This is a genomic window from Paenibacillus sp. FSL k6-2145, assembly GCF_037976585.1.
Taxonomy (GTDB): domain Bacteria; phylum Bacillota; class Bacilli; order Paenibacillales; family Paenibacillaceae; genus Paenibacillus.
On the sequence record NZ_CP150267.1, the window covers coordinates 3,388,630 to 3,408,966 of the forward strand.

General features: G+C 47.9%; 19 protein-coding genes. 15 read left to right on the top strand and 4 right to left on the bottom strand.

Translation table 11 applies throughout. The features are described 5' to 3' along the window. Positions 1-12: 12 nt before the first annotated feature. The 6 genes from nikR to NZ043_RS14940 all read left to right on the top strand — a co-directional run bounded on the left by nikR (position 13) and on the right by NZ043_RS14940 (position 6,093). Positions 13-549: a nickel-responsive transcriptional regulator NikR gene (gene nikR, locus NZ043_RS14915; protein ID WP_339312456.1), complete on the top strand. Its 537-nt coding sequence runs from the start codon at positions 13-15 to the stop codon at positions 547-549. Positions 550-833: 284 nt separating this feature from the next. Further along, positions 834-2,492 (top strand): ABC transporter substrate-binding protein, encoded by a 1,659-nt coding sequence (locus NZ043_RS14920; RefSeq protein ID WP_339312458.1) that lies wholly within the window; start codon positions 834-836, stop codon positions 2,490-2,492. 42 nt (positions 2,493-2,534) lie between these two features. Then, a complete protein-coding gene (locus NZ043_RS14925; RefSeq protein ID WP_339312461.1) occupies positions 2,535-3,530 on the top strand; it encodes an ABC transporter permease in 996 nt (331 codons plus the stop codon). Beyond that, positions 3,527-4,528, top strand: a complete 1,002-nt coding sequence (locus tag NZ043_RS14930) for an ABC transporter permease (protein ID WP_339312463.1) — start codon at positions 3,527-3,529, stop codon at positions 4,526-4,528. Before NZ043_RS14925 ends, NZ043_RS14930 begins: the two co-directional genes overlap by 4 nt. 7 nt (positions 4,529-4,535) lie before the next feature. Beyond that, positions 4,536-5,492: an ABC transporter ATP-binding protein gene (locus tag NZ043_RS14935; RefSeq protein WP_339312465.1), complete on the top strand. Its 957-nt coding sequence runs from the start codon at positions 4,536-4,538 to the stop codon at positions 5,490-5,492. Then, positions 5,482-6,093, top strand: coding sequence for an ATP-binding cassette domain-containing protein (locus NZ043_RS14940; protein ID WP_339312467.1), 612 nt, complete (start codon positions 5,482-5,484; stop codon positions 6,091-6,093). Before NZ043_RS14935 ends, NZ043_RS14940 begins: the two co-directional genes overlap by 11 nt. A gap of 185 nt (positions 6,094-6,278) precedes the next feature. Here the strand turns inward: NZ043_RS14940 and NZ043_RS14945 are convergent, their stop codons facing one another. Continuing rightward, positions 6,279-7,472 (bottom strand): MalY/PatB family protein, encoded by a 1,194-nt coding sequence (locus NZ043_RS14945; protein WP_339312469.1) that lies wholly within the window; start codon positions 7,470-7,472, stop codon positions 6,279-6,281. A 411-nt stretch (positions 7,473-7,883) separates the two neighbouring features. Here NZ043_RS14945 and NZ043_RS14950 point away from each other — a divergent pair, with 411 nt between their 5' ends. Continuing rightward, entirely contained in the window at positions 7,884-8,573 is a 690-nt protein-coding gene (locus NZ043_RS14950; RefSeq protein WP_249911635.1) for a stalk domain-containing protein, read from the top strand. Between the two features lie 141 nt (positions 8,574-8,714). Here NZ043_RS14950 and NZ043_RS14955 read toward each other — a convergent pair whose 3' ends face one another. Continuing rightward, entirely contained in the window at positions 8,715-10,724 is a 2,010-nt protein-coding gene (locus NZ043_RS14955) for a S9 family peptidase (RefSeq protein ID WP_339312473.1), read from the bottom strand. A 393-nt stretch (positions 10,725-11,117) separates the two neighbouring features. Here NZ043_RS14955 and NZ043_RS14960 point away from each other — a divergent pair, with 393 nt between their 5' ends. From NZ043_RS14960 to NZ043_RS14985, 6 genes are all read left to right on the top strand, one after another. Beyond that, complete coding sequence (locus NZ043_RS14960) at positions 11,118-11,675, top strand: STM3941 family protein (RefSeq protein ID WP_339312475.1); 558 nt, start codon at positions 11,118-11,120, stop codon at positions 11,673-11,675. Between the two features lie 39 nt (positions 11,676-11,714). Next, positions 11,715-12,581 carry an aldo/keto reductase gene (locus NZ043_RS14965; RefSeq protein ID WP_289391362.1) on the top strand — a complete coding sequence of 289 codons (867 nt, stop codon included), beginning with the start codon at positions 11,715-11,717 and terminating at the stop codon, positions 12,579-12,581. Between the two features lie 225 nt (positions 12,582-12,806). Beyond that, on the top strand, positions 12,807-13,193 hold the full coding sequence (locus NZ043_RS14970; RefSeq protein ID WP_036606428.1) for a GntR family transcriptional regulator: 387 nt from the start codon (positions 12,807-12,809) through the stop codon (positions 13,191-13,193). Then, the gene (locus NZ043_RS14975) at positions 13,186-13,884 is read left to right on the top strand and encodes an ABC transporter ATP-binding protein (protein WP_339312478.1); all 699 of its coding nucleotides are present in this window, start codon (positions 13,186-13,188) and stop codon (positions 13,882-13,884) included. The genes NZ043_RS14970 and NZ043_RS14975 overlap by 8 nt, the downstream gene beginning before the upstream one ends. After that, a complete protein-coding gene (locus NZ043_RS14980; RefSeq protein ID WP_133386623.1) occupies positions 13,881-14,621 on the top strand; it encodes a hypothetical protein in 741 nt (246 codons plus the stop codon). Before NZ043_RS14975 ends, NZ043_RS14980 begins: the two co-directional genes overlap by 4 nt. Before the next feature lie 180 nt (positions 14,622-14,801). Then, positions 14,802-15,305: a hypothetical protein gene (locus NZ043_RS14985; RefSeq protein WP_091034173.1), complete on the top strand. Its 504-nt coding sequence runs from the start codon at positions 14,802-14,804 to the stop codon at positions 15,303-15,305. A gap of 120 nt (positions 15,306-15,425) precedes the next feature. Here the strand turns inward: NZ043_RS14985 and NZ043_RS14990 are convergent, their stop codons facing one another. Further along, positions 15,426-16,310, bottom strand: coding sequence for a WYL domain-containing protein (locus tag NZ043_RS14990; protein ID WP_339312480.1), 885 nt, complete (start codon positions 16,308-16,310; stop codon positions 15,426-15,428). Beyond that, positions 16,258-17,613, bottom strand: a complete 1,356-nt coding sequence (locus tag NZ043_RS14995; protein WP_339312482.1) for a WYL domain-containing protein — start codon at positions 17,611-17,613, stop codon at positions 16,258-16,260. The genes NZ043_RS14990 and NZ043_RS14995 overlap by 53 nt, the downstream gene beginning before the upstream one ends. A gap of 371 nt (positions 17,614-17,984) precedes the next feature. Here NZ043_RS14995 and NZ043_RS15000 point away from each other — a divergent pair, with 371 nt between their 5' ends. Together NZ043_RS15000 and NZ043_RS15005 are read left to right on the top strand one after the other, a co-directional pair. Beyond that, on the top strand, positions 17,985-19,478 hold the full coding sequence (locus NZ043_RS15000) for a TROVE domain-containing protein (RefSeq protein ID WP_339312484.1): 1,494 nt from the start codon (positions 17,985-17,987) through the stop codon (positions 19,476-19,478). 26 nt (positions 19,479-19,504) lie between these two features. Further along, positions 19,505-20,305, top strand: coding sequence for a nucleotidyltransferase domain-containing protein (locus NZ043_RS15005; RefSeq protein WP_339312486.1), 801 nt, complete (start codon positions 19,505-19,507; stop codon positions 20,303-20,305). Positions 20,306-20,337 lie beyond the last annotated feature (32 nt).

The following is a 20,337-nucleotide window of genomic DNA, read 5'->3' on the forward strand; positions in this document are numbered from 1 at the left end:
AGGAGGAGAAGTATGGCAGATAAAGAAGATTTGACCCGGTTCGGGGTGGCGTTTCCTACACCTCTGATTGAGCAGTTTGACCAGTATATTGAGGAACAGGGATACAAAAACCGATCCGAGGCTTTCCGTGATCTTGTTCGCAAAACATTACTGCAACCTTCTGCATTACAATCCGACCAGGATGTGGCCGGCACCATTGTGATGGTCTACGATCACCATATCAGTGATCTTCCCATTCGTTTGATGGAGCTGCAGCACGAGGCGCATCATGACATCATTTCCAATATGCACGTACACCTGAACCATGACCAATGCCTGGAGGTTATTGCCGTACGAGGGAATCTGGGGCGATTGCGTCATCTGCATCAACAGATCCAGGTGCAAAAAGGGGTATTGTATGCAGAATTGTCTGTGACTTATGTGGATGAACTCAACAAACTGGCTCATGCTCAGAGTCATGATCAGGATGGCAACCCGGATCAAAGTCTGGATCACAATCAAAGTACCGGGCAGCATGGTCACAACCATCATCATTGCTCTACGGAGTAAGACAAATACGAGTGTAATTTCTATGAAAGTATAGCAAATCTAAAAAACAGACTATTGGTTAGATGCCAACCGTCTGTTTTTTTGTTTGTTATAATACCTGACTCTATAGAGCGCTACAAATGCTCGGTTAAAGAATTTTTTAATTATTAAATCAAATATATGAAAAAATATGGATTGTGAAGTTAACTTTGTTGACATATGATTTGTGTTTTGTGCTACAATTTCTCTGAAAAGTAACACGAAATAAGTGAGTGCAGTACAACTTTAGAGGGGGAACGACCAGAATGGGCAGATTTTCATGGAGATGGGGAAAACGAAAAGTTAGAACAGGATTAGGCATCTTGCTTGTATGTTCCATTGGTTTATCTGGTTGTGCACAGGGCACAGCGCCAACAGCTTCGTCAGCAGAGAATGGACAGTCAGGAACAACCTCAACCAAAGACGAATTGGTGCTGGCCGTTGGCACCGAGCCGGAAGGCGGATTTGATCCAACAACCGGATGGGGGCAATATGGTTCACCACTTTTCCAGAGTACTTTGCTGAAGCGGGATGCCAAGCTACAACTGGTTAATGATCTGGCTACGGCATACTCGGTTAGTGAAGATGGGCTGACCTGGACGGTTACACTTCGGGATGATGTGAAATTTTCGGATGGGGAGCCTCTAACGGCTGAGGATGTGAAATTTACGTTTGATACGGCTGCTCAGAGTGGGTCTGTGATTGATTTGACGAATATGGCTGATGTGAAGGCACCTGATGATAGTATGGTCGTATTTACACTGAAGTCGCCGCAGTCTACATTCATCAGTCTGCTGACGACACTTGGTATTGTGCCTGAACATGCCTATGGTGCCGATTATGGGGAACATCCGGTCGGTTCGGGACCGTACAAGCTGGTTCAGTGGGACAAAGGACAACAGGCCATCGTGGAAGCCAATGAAGAATATTACGGTAATAAGTCTGCATTCCACAAACTCACCTTCCTCTATCTGGATGAAGATGCAGCCTACGCCGCTGCACAGGCAGGTACGGTGGATATCGCTGCTATCCCGGCAGCGTTTAGCAAACAACAGGTGAATGGCATGAGCTTAGAGGCCGTGAAAACCGTAGATAACCGGGGCATCATGTTCCCCATGCAGCCTGCTGGTGCCAAGTCGGGCGATGGTCTTCCCGCAGGGAATGATGTGACATCCGATCTGGCGATTCGCCAAGCGGTGAACGTTGTGATTGATCGTAAGGCTTTGGTTGAGGGTGTACTGGAAGGGTACGGTCGTCCAGCTTATTCCGTCAGTGATGATCTGCCTTGGAGCAACGCAGAAGCTGTATTTACGGATGCCAATCTCGAAGAAGCAAAGCGCATTCTGGCGACTGGTGGCTGGGTGGATGCAGATGGGGATGGTATCGTTGAGAAAAACGGCGTTAAGGCCGAGTTCAGTCTGCTTTATTTTGCAGGTGATTTAACAAGACAATCCCTGGCGTTAGCTACTGCGGATATGGTTGCCCAAGCGGGAATTAAGATCAATGTTGAAGGCAAAAGCCGTGAAGAGACAAAAAAGATGGCTTACTCCAATGCCGTATTATTTGGTTGGGGCAGTCATGATCCATTGGAGACGTATAACCTCTATAGCAGTACTCACAAGGGAGACGGATATTACAATGTAGGACTGTACAGTAATCCAGTCGTGGATTCTTGGATGGAGAAGGCCCTTCAGGCCACCAGTGAAGAAGAGGCATTGCCGTTCTGGCAAAAAGCGGAATGGGATGGAACAACAGGTTTCAGTTATCAGGGGGATGCGCCATGGGCATGGCTCGTAAATATAGATCATCTGTATCTGGTTAAGAACGGCCTGAACATTGGCGAGCAACAGATCCACCCCCATGGTCACGGCTGGCCGGTGACATCCAATCTGGAGGAATGGTCCTGGGATAACAGCACGAAATAAGAAGCACAGCGGTAGCTTTAGCCTGAATTGGGGAGAGATTGGATGACAGGCATGAATGGATGGGCCAGATTTGTTGGTTTTAAAATGTTGCGACTTGTATCTTTATTGGTTGGAGTCAGCGTGTTGTCGTTTATATTAATGCAATTTTCTCCTGTTGATCCGATCGAAGCCTACATTGGTGGAGACATGATCAGGGTGAGCGCCGAACAGCGCAGTCTTATCGAAGAACGGTGGGGATTGAATGAATCCCCTACAGAACGATTGCTAACTTGGGGACAAGCACTGATACAGGGAGATTTGGGGACATCGATGATCTACAGACAGCCTGTAGCAGATATTATTCAGGAACGATTCATGAATTCTGTAGCGCTTATGGCTGTAGCCTGGCTATTATCTGGTATCTTCGGTTTCACTCTTGGTGTAGTTGCTGCCATGAGAAGGGATTCGAAGTTGGATCGTCTAATCTGCTGGTATTGTTATACGCTGGCCTCCACGCCGGTATTCTGGATTGCGCTGTTGCTGCTGATGGTATTTGGGGTGTGGCTCGGATGGCTTCCAGTTGGCCTTGGGGTACCCGCAGGGATGTCGGCTGATCAGGTCACTTGGGGAGATCGGGCTATTCATATGATTCTGCCAGCTTTGACCCTCAGTTTGACTGGGGTAGCTTCCATCGCTTTGCATACCCGGCAGAAGCTTACGGATGTACTGGAGTCAGATTATATTCTGTTTGCAAGAGCGCGGGGTGAGCGTGGATTTCAGCTGTTCCGTAGACATGGGTTCAGACATGTTGTTTTGCCAGCGATAACGCTACAGTTTGCTTCGTTCAGTGAACTGTTTGGTGGGGCTGTGCTTGCAGAGCAGGTATTTTCATACCCTGGCCTTGGTCAGGCAACGGTTCAGGCGGGGTTACGTGGAGATGTTCCACTGCTGCTCGGACTTGTGATGTGCAGTGCAATTTTTGTTTTTACAGGTAATATGGTTGCAGACATTCTGTATCGCTTGATCGATCCACGGATGAAGGAGGAGCTGATGTCATGAAGCAGACGGTAGAACGCTCCTCTGAGCAGACGACAGAAACAGCCAAAATACAGAAAGTGAAAACTGCGACTCAAGAGGCAAGGTACAGCATTAATCCGGGGTTACTACAAGCTGAGACTGGAAAAGGAACAGGAACAACACGCCAAACGAGAAAAGATTATACGGCTGCCAGCAATCAACATTTCCGAAATCCTCGTCAAAGAGCGGTGATCTGGGGAAGCCTCGCGGTGATCTGGATTGCCGTTGTGTGGTTGACGGGCAGGCTGCTTCCGGCTGGTTCTACGCTGACTTCACTAATGGATCGGAATTTGGCTCCAACCTGGGCGCATCCATTTGGCACAGACTGGCTCGGAAGAGATATGTTCATGCGCACGTTAAAAGGATTGGCAACCAGCATTCAAGTGGGATTACTTGCTGCATGTGGTGGTGGAATGATCGCAATGTTATTGGGTTTGGCAGCCGCTTCAAGCAAGACTGCTGACCGGGTGATCTCATGGATTATCGACCTGTTCCTGAGTGTACCTCATCTGGTATCGCTGGTTATGCTGGCCTTTGTATTTGGTGGAGGTTTGGCAGGAGTGGCGGCAGCGATTGCGCTGACTCACTGGCCGAATCTGGCCCGGATTGTAAGAGCGGAGATGATACAACTGAAATCCGCAGAATACATTCAGATTTCACATAAGTTAGGTCAATCGCGGTTACAAATTGCGGTGCAGCATATGCTGCCACATCTGGTCCCGCAACTGTTCGTGGGCGTACTGCTAATCTTTCCCCATGCGATTCTGCATGAGGCAGCCATTACGTTTCTGGGGCTGGGGTTGTCCCCGCAACAACCGGCAATTGGAATTATTTTGTCAGAGTCGATGAGATATTTATCTGCTGGCATGTGGTGGCTTGCCTTTTTCCCGGGACTGGCACTGTTGCTGGTTGTTCGTGCGTTTGATGTATTGGGCAACAGTCTGAAGACAATGACGGAACAGGTAGTTCAAGGGAGGTGAGGTAAATATGGCTCTGCTTGATATTGAGGGAGTGTCGGTGTCATTTCGGCGTGCTAATGGTTGGTTTGGACACGAACAGATTGATGTCATTCAGAATCTGGATCTTTCCATAAACGAGGGTGAGATCGTGGCAGTTGTAGGTGCAAGTGGATCGGGTAAAAGTGTGCTGGCGCAGGCCATTATGGGCATCCTGCCTGCCAATGCCAGGTTGGAAGGTAGAATTAGCTATGAAGGCAAGCCTTTAACCCCAGAGCGGCAGCTTCATCTGCGTGGAGACGAACTGGTGTTGATCCCGCAATCCGTCAGTTATTTGGACCCGCTGATGAAGGTGGGGAGACAAGTTCAGCCGGTAACCCAAGATGTGGGAAGGAAGCGCAGATTCATGACTCGATCCCACTTGAAAAAGACGGAGCAGGAGCTGACGGATCGTTATCATCTTCCTCAAGGAACAGCCGGGAAATACCCGTTTGAGTTGTCCGGAGGTATGGCAAGGCGGGTGTTGATGGCTACAGCGACCACGGGTCAACCCAAGCTGATCATTGCAGATGAGCCGACACCAGGCATTCATCCCGAAGTGCTGGCCGAGACCATGAAACAATTTCGCGTACTCGCAGATCAAGGTGTAAGCATTCTATGGATTACTCATGATATCACGACAGCCCTCACGGCAGCCGATCGCATCGCTGTATTTTACGCGGGTGCCAATGTAGAGACGGCGCTGGTTGATGATTTTAAAGGGAATGGAGAACGTCTGCGTCATCCATATACAAAAGCGCTCTGGAATGCGTTGCCGCAGAATGGATTTCAGCCACTTCCGGGCTCCCAGCCATTGGCGGGTCTAGAGATTGCAGCAGGATGTTCATTTGCTCCCCGATGTAGCGCGGCAACCGTTGCATGTACCCGCCAACGTCCAGAGCTTCGTCAGATACGGGGCGGAGAAGTGAGGTGTTTCCATGTCACTTGAAGCACGAGATGTGAGTTACCGTTACGATCAAAAGTCGTGGGTATTCCAACAGATGAACATGCAGGTGCAACAGGGAGAAGTAGTTGGCTTGTGGGGACCAAGTGGCTGTGGGAAAACAAGCCTTGGTCGCATTCTTGCAGGATATGCCGAACCTGTTGCAGGGCAAGTCCTTTTGGATGGGAAACCACTCCCACGTACAGGAGTATGTCCGGTTCAGCTGGTGTTCCAGCACCCGGAGAAGGCTGTGAATCCACGCTGGCGAATGAGTCGCGTGCTGCAAGAGGCGTCTGTGCAGGATGAGCATTTACTCGAAGCTTTGGGTATTCAGCAAACCTGGCTGGACCGTAGGCCGAGTGAATTATCCGGTGGAGAACTGCAACGTTTCTGTGTGGCGCGAGCACTCGGTACAGCGACACGTTATGTGATCGCAGATGAGATGACAACGATGCTGGATGCGATCACTCAGGCACAGATCTGGCATACCGTGATGGAAGTGGCTCGCCAGCGTGATCTGGGGCTATTGATCATAAGCCATGATCGGGATTTGTTGGACAGGCTGTGCGACAGAATTACTCCGATGCCGATATCGATTTCACTGTAATTTTAATTATGTTTTGAATAAATAAAATGATCGAATACAAAAGGGGTGCCCCTTGTGAAGTCATTGACCATGAATGTGAGTCATGGACTTGACTATGGGGCACCCCTTTTCCCTTTTGACAAATATTCGCCATTTAACGAACCGTACACGTTCTGTTCGCAACGTACATTGATGTAACTGACAGCTTATTTGCCCGACAAATTGCTTAGCAACGCAGATAACCTGCGCATCGCCTCTTCAACCGTGGAACGTGGACAGGCTACATTAATACGCATGAACCCTGTACCCTCTGTTCCAAAGAAGCTCCCGTCATTGAAAGCCAGCCCTGCTTCATGAAGAAGCATGTTGCATAGTTGTGCATGTGGGATATTCAGTTCCCGGAAATCCATCCACAACAGATAGGTTGCTTCGGGCAGAGGCATTTTAATCTGAGGCATATGTTCCGCAACATATTGCTGTACATATTCCATATTTCCACGGATATAGGCAATGCACTCATCCAGCCATTCCTCGGCTCCGTTGTATGCAGCTTCGGTTGCAACAGCCCCCAGTGTGCTGATATTGGCAAGTCCCATTGTTTTTACACCCTGCGCGAACGATTCCCGTAACTTGGCATTGGGGATGATGATGTTGGATGTGCAGAGGCCAGGAATGTTGAACGTTTTGCTTGGAGCTGTACAGATGATGCTTAGATCAGAGACGGCGTCCGAGATCAGGGTCAGAGGTGTATGAGTTCCGCGCTGATGAACAAGATCGGCATGGATTTCATCTGAAACCATCAGTACGTTGTATTGCAGACACAGTGACGTAAGTCCTTCAAGCTCCTCACGAGTCCATACCCGTCCAACCGGATTATGAGGACTGCACAGAATCAGCATTTTGACCCGACCGGTCTGCAAGCTGGATTCCAGTTGTTCCAGATCCATCGTGTAATGACCGTTATTCTCTACTAAAGGATTGGTGATCAGTTCACGACCTTGACCACGTACTACTTCATAGAAGGGCGCATACACCGGAGTTTGGATGACCACTGCATCTCCCGGCTCTGTGAATCGTTGTACAGCAATGCTGAGTGCGGGCACAATACCTAGAGTGAATACGATCCAGTCATCGTTAATTTTCCAGTTGTGACGCCGTTCCATCCAGTCTGCAACAGCTGCATGATACGCTTCAGTCCGTACTGTATAACCAAAAATCCCGTGCTGCATCCGTGTTTGCAGGGCCTGAATGACGGATGGTGGAGCAGCAAAATCCATATCGGCCACCCACATCGGAAGCGCATCAGCAGCGCCGAAGATATCCTCAAGCGCATCCCATTTTTCTGATCCGGTAGAGATCCGGTTAATAGGCTGGTCAAATGTACTGTTATTGTTATTCATCGTATTTAATCCCCCTTGAGTTCCGTTCCTTCGACCACAAATCGACAAATAATTATCTAATACATTGATTAATTTCGCAACTGTTGTGCGTGTATGATTTGCTTCATATGTATGGTCCGGAATTCAGGACTTTATTCATATAAGAACAACTTAACGAGCCAGAGAAGAGCAGGCATACAACAAAGACTATTTTTGTACGCCCTTGGTCCTGTTTTGTCCATTTATCGTTTACAACCTCTTGTTAGATGCTATTATATTGCTAACATTTGGTGGAACAACGGGCTGTTATCCGAATAAGCTCGTGCCCATACATGATGAGCATAACTACATGAGTCTTTCGCGTACATCGAGCGATCGTCTTGAATCGTATTATGCATAAGGGTGACATTTGAACTCAGGAGGCGTTTAGGGATGAAAAGCAAAAAGTGGTTGATTGCTGCGGGTGTGTTTGGCATGGTGTTAACCGGATCGGCAGGTGTATATGCAGGTACACAACTGGAGACGATCAAAGCTTATCTAAACCATGGGCTCGCCATCGAAGTGAACGGACAGAAATTTACACCGACAGGTGACCAGGGCAAAAAGCTTGCGCCAATTACATATCAAGGCAGTACATATCTCCCCGTTCGTTCGATTGCAGATGCGTTGAAGACCGAAGTGAAGTATGATTCCCAAAACAATAAAGTAAGCATCGGCTCTTCAAGCTCCTCTGGTGGATCACCATCCACAGGCAACAGCGGATCGACATCACCATCCACAGTTACGAACACACAGGCAGCAGGCGTAAAGTCCAAGTATCTGCCAGCAGATTTCCCATTACCTAAGGATGCGAAGGCAACAAGTCTCATTGAGAACATAATGGATGGTGATAAAAAAGTTGTTCTCACCTACACAACCAAAGAAACGTTGCTAACCGTTGGAACATCCTACAAAGACTACTACCAGACCAAAAACTTGAGCCAGAACACTCAGGATATCCAGGCAGACGGCTTCAGCATCGTCGGTCGTGAAGATGGGAAATATGCCGTAACCATCACAGGTTCGGTGTCTGCAACCAACAAGGATCTGAATGAAATCACCGTAGTGTGGGGCGAAGAGTAATCTTTCCTTCTATAAAAGGTGAACAGCAAAAGCCGTCCGTTGAAATCATAACAGATTTCATTGGACGGCTTTTAGGGTTGAATCTATATCTGGTCTATACTCTAAATTAATAGTGTAATTAATAGTCTAAATATTAGTCCGTTACAAGTACTCGTTAAACCAACCGGCAATATGCTCCAGACGACGTACTCTTAAGTGGGGATGACCTCCACGAGATAACTCGTGGTTGGCACCTGGGAAACGAACAAGACGAGTGGTCTGTTTGCGTCGTTTCAACGCAATGTATAATTGCTCGGCCTGCTCAATCGGACACCGCAGATCCTGTTCGCCATGCAAAATGAGTAGCGGAGTACTGACGTTGCCGACATAAGCGAGCGGGGAATGTTTCCACAGTTTTTCCGTGTCATCCCACGCGTTACCACCAATTTGATCTTCTGTGAAGAAATAGCCAATGTCACTGACACCATAGAACGATAGCCAGTTGGAGATGGAACGCTGGGTAACAGCGGCCTTAAAGCGGTCCGTGTGTCCAACAATCCAGTTGGTCATGAAGCCACCATAACTGCCCCCGGTTACGCCCAATCTGGATTCATCGATAAACTCATATTGGGATAGGGCATAATCCACGCTCTCCATGAGATCGCGATAATCTCCACCGCCATAATCTCCGCGACAGGCGTTTACAAACTGCTGCCCGTATCCGAGGCCACCGCGTGGATTGATATACACAACAGCGTAGCCTTGTGCGGCGAGAATCTGGAATTCGTGCATAAATGTAAAACCATACATCATGTGCGGGCCGCCATGAATCTCCAGAATGGTCGGGATTTTGACCCCGTCGACCATGCCGTGAGGTTTCATGATCCATCCTTGCAGCCGCAGGCCATCTGAGGAATTAAACCAGAAGGTTTCCGGTGTACTAAGGTGGATCTCATCCTCAAGCTGTGGATTGCTGCGGGTGAGTTGAATCGGTTCTACCCCGGGATCTTCCGGTTGTTCATACATATAGAGATCACCAGGATTTTGTGTATCGGCTACAGCAGCAACGATTCGCCCGTTGTCCAACTCTGCAAACTGATAAATCTCCCGTTCGTCAGGCAATATATAGTCAGCACTGCTGCCGTCTCGTGCGAATTTGACGATGCGGACACTACCATGGATAGTCGCCAGACAGAAGATTGAAGAACCATCCCTGCTGAATACAGGCCCTGTGGTTGTCAGATGTGATCGCATGTCACCAACAATGCTGTGATTTAACTGTACGTCCCAATCCGTACTCAGACATACGGGTTCACCACCTGATATAGGAAGGGTATATAGCTTCACAAGCGTGGCATTTCCATAAGAACGGTCACTGGCTAGCAGTGCAATGGATTGTCCATCGGGTGCAAAAGCCAGTCGGCTGAACGTATATCCTTCCGGGGTTAACTGCTGCACATCCGATCCGTCTGCTTTGGCAAGGTACACATGATTGGTTAGGGTGTAATCATTATGGTCCTCGCCTTCTTCAGGCATCTGCGCAATCCAAGCGATGGATGTTCCGTCCGGGGACCAGGCGTAGTCTCCAACGTCATAATGACCTGTAGTTACAGGAATTGCTTCCAAATCGATCGGTGCGAGAGCGAAGAGGTGGGAACGTCGACCGTTCCATAATCCACTGGCATCTGATTTCATGCGAATTCGGTCTACGACATGTTCTTGCAGCAGTTTGGGTTTATCGTCTATAGGATTTGTATGTTCTGATTCTTCATCTCCGCTCATATCCACGGATGATTTCACAAGTAAAGTATGACCATCCGGTGACCAGAGCAGGGAACTGACGCCATGTTTCAGGTGACTGATTTGCTGGGCTTCTCCGCCATCAGCTGCGATAATCCACACTTGGGATTTTCCCTCAACCTCTCGTTGAAAGGCAAGCTGGGACCCATCCGGCGACCAGGCTGGGGAATGATCCTTCTCTCCAGAGGTAAAGGGCCTGTCCTTCTGACTCCCCAGATGCAACAGTCTTAGGTGAGAACAATAACCGTCACGTGCTTCATTCGTTTTCCGGCTTACATATACCAGTTGTCCGCCTTGAGGGGACGGAGTTGGATCGTTAACCCATGTAATCTGATAAAGATCTTCCGATGTTATGCCGCGCTGACTCATCATTGTTTGTCCTCCCACCATGAATTAGAATTGGCTAATTTCCTAACCTTTCCATTTATATTAACGGAAAGCTAGGGACAGGACAATATGACTAAGGATGGGAGGGGCGAATTTATAACAGCGATCGGAAGGTTGTTCTGTCATCGGAGTGGTCAGTGCAAACACTCTTTGTTCAATTCATATAGGTGTGTTAAAAGGATTTGCTCGAAGGATGACGAATCCTAATGTTGAATAAGCGCAGAAATGATGAAAAATAGTCTTAATTTAATGTTTAACCTCGGTGAATTTGGTTTAATGGACAATGCAATTCCTGTTCTACATTCGGGTATTTGGTTCATAACCATTCGTTTATATAGAAGGCGTATGATTCAGTCGTAATGAAGGAGGAACGTCACATTGAGCACATCCTATGAACAGCATGTAGAATATCCAAACCGGAAACGAATGGCGTGGCTTACGGCAGGGGCAGCACTTTTTGTGGCAGCCGGATTTTTTTTGATTTTTGATAGTTCCTCAAGTACGAATGATTCCATCCTCTCGGGTGTGATTGGACTTCTATCCATTTTGTTTTTTGGGCTATGTTTCTGCTACAGTTTGGTAAAGATGATTAAGAAGGAACCTTCTTTTGTGATCGATGAGGGTGGATTTGTGGATGCATCTTCTTATACCGCAGGAGGGGCAGTGGCCTGGAGAGACGTTGAGAATATTTTTATGTATGAATTGATGGGACAGAAAATGATTGGGGTCAAATTGCGGGACGAGAAAGCCTTTCTGGATCGCCAGAACGGGATGAAACGCAAATTGATGACGGTCAACAGCAATATGGTCGATGCGACCATCAGCGTTGCCCAAAGTAGCCTCACAATGCCACTGGATCAGTTGTATATCATGATGATGAGCCATTGGAGACATGTGAGTGATAACATGATTTATGATTCGTATAATCGTCGTTAGAGTCAATATCCATAGAGTCTTCAGAATGGAGGAATATAGATGTTGCATGGTGATCAGACACGCACGGTTATGCTTCCAGATGGAACTGCCCTGCCCGCGATAGGACAAGGCACATGGTACATGGGAGAGAAGCAATCCAGCCAGGAAGAAGAAGTACGGGCACTACGTTCCGGTATTGAACTGGGAATGACCGTGATTGATACGGCGGAGATGTATGCAGAAGGTGGGGCAGAAGTCGTTACGGGAAAGGCCATCTCAGGCCTGCGTGATGAAGTCTTTCTCGTATCCAAAGTATATCCCCATCATGCAGATCGCAAGCAGATGATTACAGCCTGTGAGCGTAGTCTCAAGCGCTTAGGAACAGATCGCCTGGATCTGTATCTGCTCCACTGGCGCGGAGGAGTACCACTTGAAGAGACTGTCCAGGCCTTGGAACAATTGAAGCAATCCGGTAAAATCCTGCGTTGGGGTGTCTCAAACTTGGATACAAGGGATATGCAGGAATTATGGAGTTTGCCAGAGGGTTCTCAGTGCATGGTGAATCAGGTGCTTTACCATGCAGTTTCGCGTGGTATTGAACATGATTTGCTCCCGTGGATGCGGGAACGTAGCGTTCCTGTAATGGCGTATTGTCCACTGGCTCAGGGGGGCAGACTTCGCAGTGAATTGTTGGAGCATCCAGTCATTCAGAAGATTGCGCAGGATCGAGGAGTTACAACTTCGCAGATCGCATTAGCCTGGGTGATCAGGGACGGAGATGTGATGGCGATTCCCAAGGCGGTACAGCTGAATCATGTGGCAGACAATGCAGCAGCAGTGAATATCGTTTTGACACCAGAGGAACTCACACGGTTGGATGAGGCATTTCCTGCGCCTAAAGGTAAGGTACCTTTAGATATCGTGTAGCTGGCTCTTTTTTTATTGGACAAGCATATGAATAAGATAACAATACGACTAATAAGTTATGCAGAGCAGATCTTCACGATCTGCTCTTTTTTTGTATGTATTTGGATAACCAAAGCTTGCTCATCAACTGAGCGATTATATATTTATAACAAATGGGCTTTACAACACTATTTCACTAGTGTACTATGTAACTAACACACCAGTACAGAGAGGAGCGAGAGCTTTGTGACTATAGAATTTGATAACAATTTACCAATCTATCTGCAGATCATGCAGTATATCAAAAGACAGATTGTAACCGGGACACTTCAGGCAGGTGACAAAATTCCTTCGGTTCGTGAACTGGCGGCTGAATTACAGATCAATCCCAATACAGTACAACGGACATTTCAGGAGCTTGAGCGGGAAGAAGTGGTCGAAACCAAACGGGGCTTGGGCAGATATGTGACCAGTGAGGAGCGGAAGATTATGACGATCAAAAAAGAGATGGCCGGTGAATTATTGGAACGCTTTCTGACCGGAATGCAGGAACTGGGGATCGAAGAGCAGGATATCTTATCCATCGTAGCCGATGCCGTTGCGGAAGGAAAGGGAGGAACAACACATGAGTAACATCCTTGAACTGAACCAGATCAATAAGACATATGGCAATAAGAAAGCGCTCAGTAATATCACATTGGATATTGCTCCTGGCCGAATCGTAGGTCTGCTGGGTAGCAACGGCAGTGGCAAAAGTACGCTCATGAAGCTGGTTGCAGGTTTGCTGCATCCTAGCAGTGGAACGATTCAAGTCACAGGTAAGCCCGTTGGGCTGGAGACGAAGTCACTGGTTTCATTTATGCCGGATCGTCCATTAACCGAAAATTGGATGAGAGTGCGGGATGCAATTGCGTACTATCGCGATTTCTATGCTGATTTTGATGAGGAGAAGGCGCGGGAGATGCTGGACTTCATGAACCTTGTCGAGAGTGACCGGGTACGGCATCTGTCGAAAGGTATGAATGAACGACTACAACTAACACTGGCACTTTCTCGTAAGGCTCGCCTGTATTTGCTGGATGAACCGATTGGCGGAGTAGATCCGGTTGCGCGAGGCAAGATTCTGGATGCGATCGTCAAGTTCTATGATGAAGACAGCAGTCTGATCATCTCCACGCATCTTGTGAATGATATCGAACGGATTTTTGATGAAGTTGTCTTTATTCGCGAGGGCGAGCTGGTGATGCGGGAAGAAGTAGAAACGCTCCGTCTGAAATATGGGAAAAGTGTGGATGAGATGTTCAAGGAGGTCTATGCGGAATGATGACATTATTGAAGTATGACTTTAGAAGGAACTGGAATACACTGCTGGCTGGGCTAGTTATTTTGATTATCGCTCAAGTGGGGCTTTCCCTTTTCGTGTCTGAGGTCACAGGGATTGTGCTTGGCATTATGGGTTATGTTGGAGTTGGTGTGGCTATTTATGTGAAAATGATTAAAACATACACGTCCAATATCCGCTCTTATAATCGCCGTCTGTTACCCGTAACGGGCCTATCACATGTGTTGTCTCCTTTGATCTTTGGACTACTTTGCGGGTTGGGGTTAGTCATTATTTTTACGACTCATGCCTACATCTATATCTCAATGAAGCTCAGAATGAACATGGCTAGCAATATTGATCTTTCGGGTCTGCATGTTTCGGATTATATTAGTTTGTTGCTGTTTAGCGCATGGGTTATGGTATTCATGACCGTCATTATCTTCCTTTCGATCTCGATTGCAGGCAGCTTCCGCTGGAGAACAGGACCATGGATCGGAATCGTTGCATTCTTTGTCCTCGTTAATCTGATTGGCTGGTTGGAGAATATTATTACGACTGGACGCTTCAGTCCAAATGAGATGTTCCGGTATACGGAAGAAAGTACAGGTATTGCAATCACAGCCAATGGTGTATTATGGTCGGACGGCATGTGGGGAAGCATTGTATTTGAAGTCATTGTGGCGGTCATCTTGGTGTGGGCTACCATTTATCTGAACAACAAAAAAGTTGAAGTCTGATGACAGGATAACTTGAACATGATGCGAGCAACCAGGGTTGCTCGTTTTTTTACATCCAGTAATAATCCACTTTTTGAATCCACTACCATTAATTATACGTATATATAGATATATTGTGTGCTCGAAGCGAAATTAGGTTAAAGAGAACAAAAGGATATGTAAGCGAAAGGAGGAAGCGTTATGGAACTATACTTCCGGGATAACTTTTTTAACGCGGGTTACACCGAGATTATGAATCCGAATCAGGAACAGGCAGGGCATCTGGATTTGAAAAGTGTCTTTGGTTCTTCGCTCGATGTATCAGATAACTCGGGACTGGTCTGCAGCGGCAAATTTCGCATGTTAACGAATCGTTGGGACATCACTGCAGCAGATGGGAGACATCTGGGTGTGTTACGGGCGAGATTCAGTTTTTTTAGTAAAAAGTATGAATATGACGCAGGATCACGCGGTACGTATGATGTGTCTGCTCCAGCATTTTCGCAGGAATATGATATAAGTGGCAGCGGTGGCCGCATCGTGGCCAGTTTCCGTCGCACCAGTGGCTGGTTTAGTTCAGGGGCATTTGTATTAGATAACCAGTCGGAACAACTGGACACGTATGAATTAATTGCAGTGGTCATGGGCGTGCACGCGATTAACAAAAGACGGAACTCGGCTGCCAGCAGTGGTGGAGCAACGTAAGTGGAACAAGTAGAGTTGCTTTCCGCTGCTAGTTTTATTATATTTTCACGAACAAACAGGTATAGCAAAAAAAGGTTTGGATGAGATTATCCAGACCTTTTTTTCGTGTATGGGACCAAATCAATGACCATCGGCTTTCGCAAGAGGTTCCTTCTCGCGTTGGTGGTGCTGAACTTCATTGGAGCGTTCGGGATGCATATCAGGATCTTTTTCCGCATAACGGGCCAATGCCTTGGCAGCTGTTTCGGACATTCGCTCCCGCAGCACTGTGTGGTCAGCGATTCGAACCCGTTTGCCGAGAAAACGCATTTTGGATAAGACGTAATCCATCTCATTGCGCGGAACGGTCAGCTCGATCCGATATGTCTGCTCGGCTTCCAGGTACTCGACCTGTTTCTCGAAGCAGGAGAAGGCATAGAGGATTCGGGACAGTTCCTGATTGAACTCGGGCAGTACCTCGATGGTGATGGTCGTTTTACGCTTCTCTGTTATCGCAGCAATTCGGGCAGTGTAACCAGAAGCGGTATCCGTTTCGACCGGTTGGGCTTCCATGGTAACGATGCTGTGCAGCTTGGTGGACATGAGCTTGTCGAAGCGAGGGGCGTACCAGAGCACATACCATTCTTTTTTGACCATGGAATACTCCAGTTTATACGGAAAACCAAATTCATCATGGCTTGTGCGTCCATTGCGGACGCGGCCTGTCATTCGAAATCCCTGATGATGCAGTATGATTAGCCTTAACTGTCGAAGTAGTGGGTGAGAGACACTGTTTTCTTCGCTTTTGGCTTTTTCGGTCAGGTAATCTTGAAGGTTCAGGTCCTGCTCACCATTCAGCATGTTGTACATTTTATCCAATGTTACAGCGCTCAGTGCTTCTCTCGCAGCAGGGTGATTCAGCATCATGCGAAGCCAGGCCCGTTCCTGTGAGGTCCAGGTGAACAGTCCGGTTTCATTCAGTCGTGTCATCATCTGGTAATTGAACATCTTCTCGAACAGGTTCATAATATTCCGCAATCTCCTTCCATTCCTTGATCATCTCCTGGCGTAGTCTCTGAGGTGCAATTATTTCGCAGCTTGAGCCAAAACTCCGTAACCACGGTTTGATCTCGGTGGTACCGTTGACCTGGATTTCGTAGAGAAAGGTATGGTCCGTTTCGGGTATAATCTTGCCCCATTGACCTTGCAGACGAACCCGATCCAGAATGAAGTTGCGCTGACCACGCTCAGGGTGGAAAAAGCGTGCTTGAACCGTCACCGTATTCCCCGTATCCACGAGCCAACTGTAGCGACTAATGTCGGTCCACTGCTGCTTCAATTCGAGCATGTATTCCTCTTCTACTGAATCCTGTTCCTCCAGTTGGGTTATGCCTTCCATCCGGAATTTAACAAAGCCGCGGCGCCCCTGATATCCAATTACATACCAACGACCATACTGATGGTCATAAATCACTTCAAGGGGCACGATCTGGTTGGATCGACCATCTGCTTCGCGTTCAAAGCGTGGATTCGTATTCTGTGAACTGTAGCTGGATGGTTTTTTCGGTGAATAGTATAGGAACTGCACACGTTTGCGCTGACGAATCGCACTAAGCAATGTGTAGAGATGAGCTTCGTCCAGGATACGAGAGTAATAGTGATACTTATAGATATAGGGCTCAGTAGCTTCTTCTTGCGGAAAACTTGCCGTAATGGCTTTCTTCAAACTGTCCCGCAATAAGTACCCTTGTACGGAAGGCACCTGGGTGTTGGCCATCATATCTACAAAATCATACAACTCCAGCTGTTCCTCCACCGTTAATTCGGTAAGGACATCTTGTTGTAAAGCATATCGATACGGTCTGCCACCCGGCTCTTTTCGAATAACCCCAACCTCTTCCAGATACTTCAGGTCGGAGCGAATGGTTTTCTCGTCAGGTAGTGCCAGATCTTCCGGCAGCTCAGCACAGCAGGCGTCCAGCAGTTCCATCGCGGTTAAGGCTGTATCTTGTAGGGTATGCAAAAGGACGGAAAGACGCTGAACTTCAGTCTCTTTCATCGACTTGGCGCGGAAGAGGAAGAGCAGCATTGGTTCAGCGGATTCGCCATACTGGAAGCGGACGAGATCCGCCATTTCCCGGCTTGCTTCGGCACCTGAGCGTTGGTCGGCGACGGTCTGCATGATTTCTTTTAATCTGCGATTGGTTTTATCAAAGGTATGTACGGATATGCCAAGCCGCTCGGCATACTGTTTACGGTTATATGCACCGCTTGTTAGGGATAACATGCGTAAGAACTGAATTTCTTTGTCAAAACTCTCTCTTGCCATGAATATTCACTCCTTGTTATCCCTTCATTGTAGCAGGATGAGCGGCAGGTTTCATTTTAAAGTTATGAAGGTCGACTCAATTTCAGAAATTGAGTCGTCGTCATACTTTTACCATGTTCGCGTGTAGGTGCGTGAGGCATAATGAGGTTGTGAAGCGGGGCGGCAACAAGCGCTGTGGATCAAGGTTCCGAGGCGCCAGGGAGGGTTACTTCGACTGTTAATCGACCAGGTCGTTGGTTCGAATCCAATCGCCGCCGTTCATGGCGGTGTAGCTCAGCGGTAGAGCGGGTATTATACCTTCCCACCTTTTTCCTCGGAACATTTTATTATGAAAGAACAGCAAATAGACTCACACCGGGAGGTCATGAGTGATGAGCAGAGCGAAACAATTATTTAATCAACCTCAGCCAATGACACGTAATCATGGGGGCTACGGAGCCTATGAGCGATTGGTAGAGGAACAATATATACAGATGTTGATGACCAATACATTGAACAATACGTTCTATGCAGATACCCAGCAACTGATGGACGATGCGATGGTCAGTCATCAGGAGATGGCTGAGGTTGATGCAGGATTTATGGCGCGGGCGCTGGTCTATGCTCGTAATGAAGGTTTGATGCGGTTACAGCCTCTATACGGGCTGGCACTGCTGTCCAAAGTGGATGTGGATCATTTTGCAAAGGTGTTCTCCCAGGTCGTACAGACACCGGCTGATTTGGCTGATTTTTTGACCATTCTGAGAGGATTGGGTCGGGGGCAGGGCGGCCGAGCGGTGAAGCGTCAGGTGAGTCTCTTTTTGAACGGGATCAGCGAATACTGGGCGATCAAATACAACGGACGTGGGCGTGGATACAGTCTGGGCGATATGATCGCTACAGCACACCCCAAGCCGATAGATCTGAAGCAGCAAGCCTTGTTTCGTTATTTGCGCGGGCATGAGGTGGATCTTACGGAACTGCCGCAGTTGCAGGCGCTGGAAAAGCTGAAAGCTACCCCAAACCCGGCAAGTCGGATGCATCTGATCGAGAAAGGTAAACTGCCGTATTCGGTGGTCACCTCGATCATGCAACCTACACGTACGGTGTGGGAGGCGTTAATGTCACAGATGCCGACCTTTGCGTTGCTGCGCCATCTGAATGCAATGGATCGGGCAGGTGTTTTTGAAAAATCGAAAAATATCGATTACGTAACGGGCCGTCTAACGGATGCAGAAGCCCTGCGCAAGTCGCGAATCTTACCTTTCCGATTCGCCAGTGCATATGAAATGATTGCGAGGGAAGAGTTGCGGGATGCTTTGCGGCAAGCGGTGGAGCTATCCATTAGCAACCTGCCAACGCTGCCGGGAAGAACGGCTATTTTCCTAGATCGCTCCGGTTCCATGCAAGGGGATTATTTACGGATTGGTTCGGTGCTGGCACTGGCGCTTTATAAACAAACACGAGGTAACGCACTGTTCTGGTTATTCGATCATATGGTTGAGGATGCTCGTCCCAAGATGGATGAGAGCATTCTTTTCCAAGCTCACCGTATTCGCGCACAAGGTGGAACAGACACGGGTCGACCGGTGCGGGAACTTCGGGATATCGGAGAAAAAGTGGATCAGATCATTATGATCACCGATGAACAGCAGAATGAAGGCAGCCCGTTATATGCTGAGCTTGAGCGATATCGCCGGATGATGAATCCGGAGTTGAAGGCATTTATTGTGGATATAGCACCTTATCGGCAGGCAATGGTAGCGCCACGGGATGGCAAAACCTTTTACATCTACGGTTGGAGTGAAACGGTATTGACGTATATTGCCGAGACTGTGGCAGGATATGATACACTCGCGAACCGGGTTAGAGAGATAGAGATTTAATTGAGGGAATTTGGAGGCGGCTGACCATGACCTACGTTCATGAAGAAATGAGAGATACGATTAGACAACAGCTGAAGCAGATTGAACAGGAGGAGCAGGTACGGATCATCTATGCCTGTGAATCAGGCAGCCGGGCGTGGGGGTTTCCTTCTCAGGACAGCGATTATGATGTGCGTTTTCTGTATGTAAGACCGCTGGAATGGTACTTGTCGATTGAGGATAAAAGGGATGTGATCGAACGCCCAATCAGTGACCAGCTCGATATCAATGGTTGGGATCTGCGCAAGGCGTTGAAGCTGTTTCGCAAATCAAATCCACCGTTACTGGAGTGGCTGCAATCCCCCATTCAGTATGATGAACAGTATAACGTGGCACAGCATATCCGTGCGCTGTCACCGTTGACCTTCTCACCTAAGTCCTGTATGTACCATTATCTGAATATGGCGAAGGGAAACTTTCGGGATTATTTGCAGGGTGAACAGGTGAAGATCAAAAAGTATTTCTATGTGCTGCGCCCACTGCTCGCTTGTGGCTGGATCGAACGTTATGATGCGATGCCGCCGATGGCATTCGAAGAGTTGGTGCAAGAACTTGTACCTGCGACTACACCGCTATATACGGAGATTCATGAATTGCTGCGCCGGAAAAAGGCAGGCGAGGAACTGGATCTGGAGCCACAGTTGCCCGCAATACAGGCTTTTTTGGCGGAGAAGATCGAGCATTTTGAACAACTGGCCGGACAGATGGATAATGAGCAAATAATTCAATTTGAAGAATTGGATCGGATTTTCCGTTTGGCATTGCAAGAGGTGTGGGGGAACAATTAGGGCGTTTCTTCTCACCCAGGCGAGCGATTCGA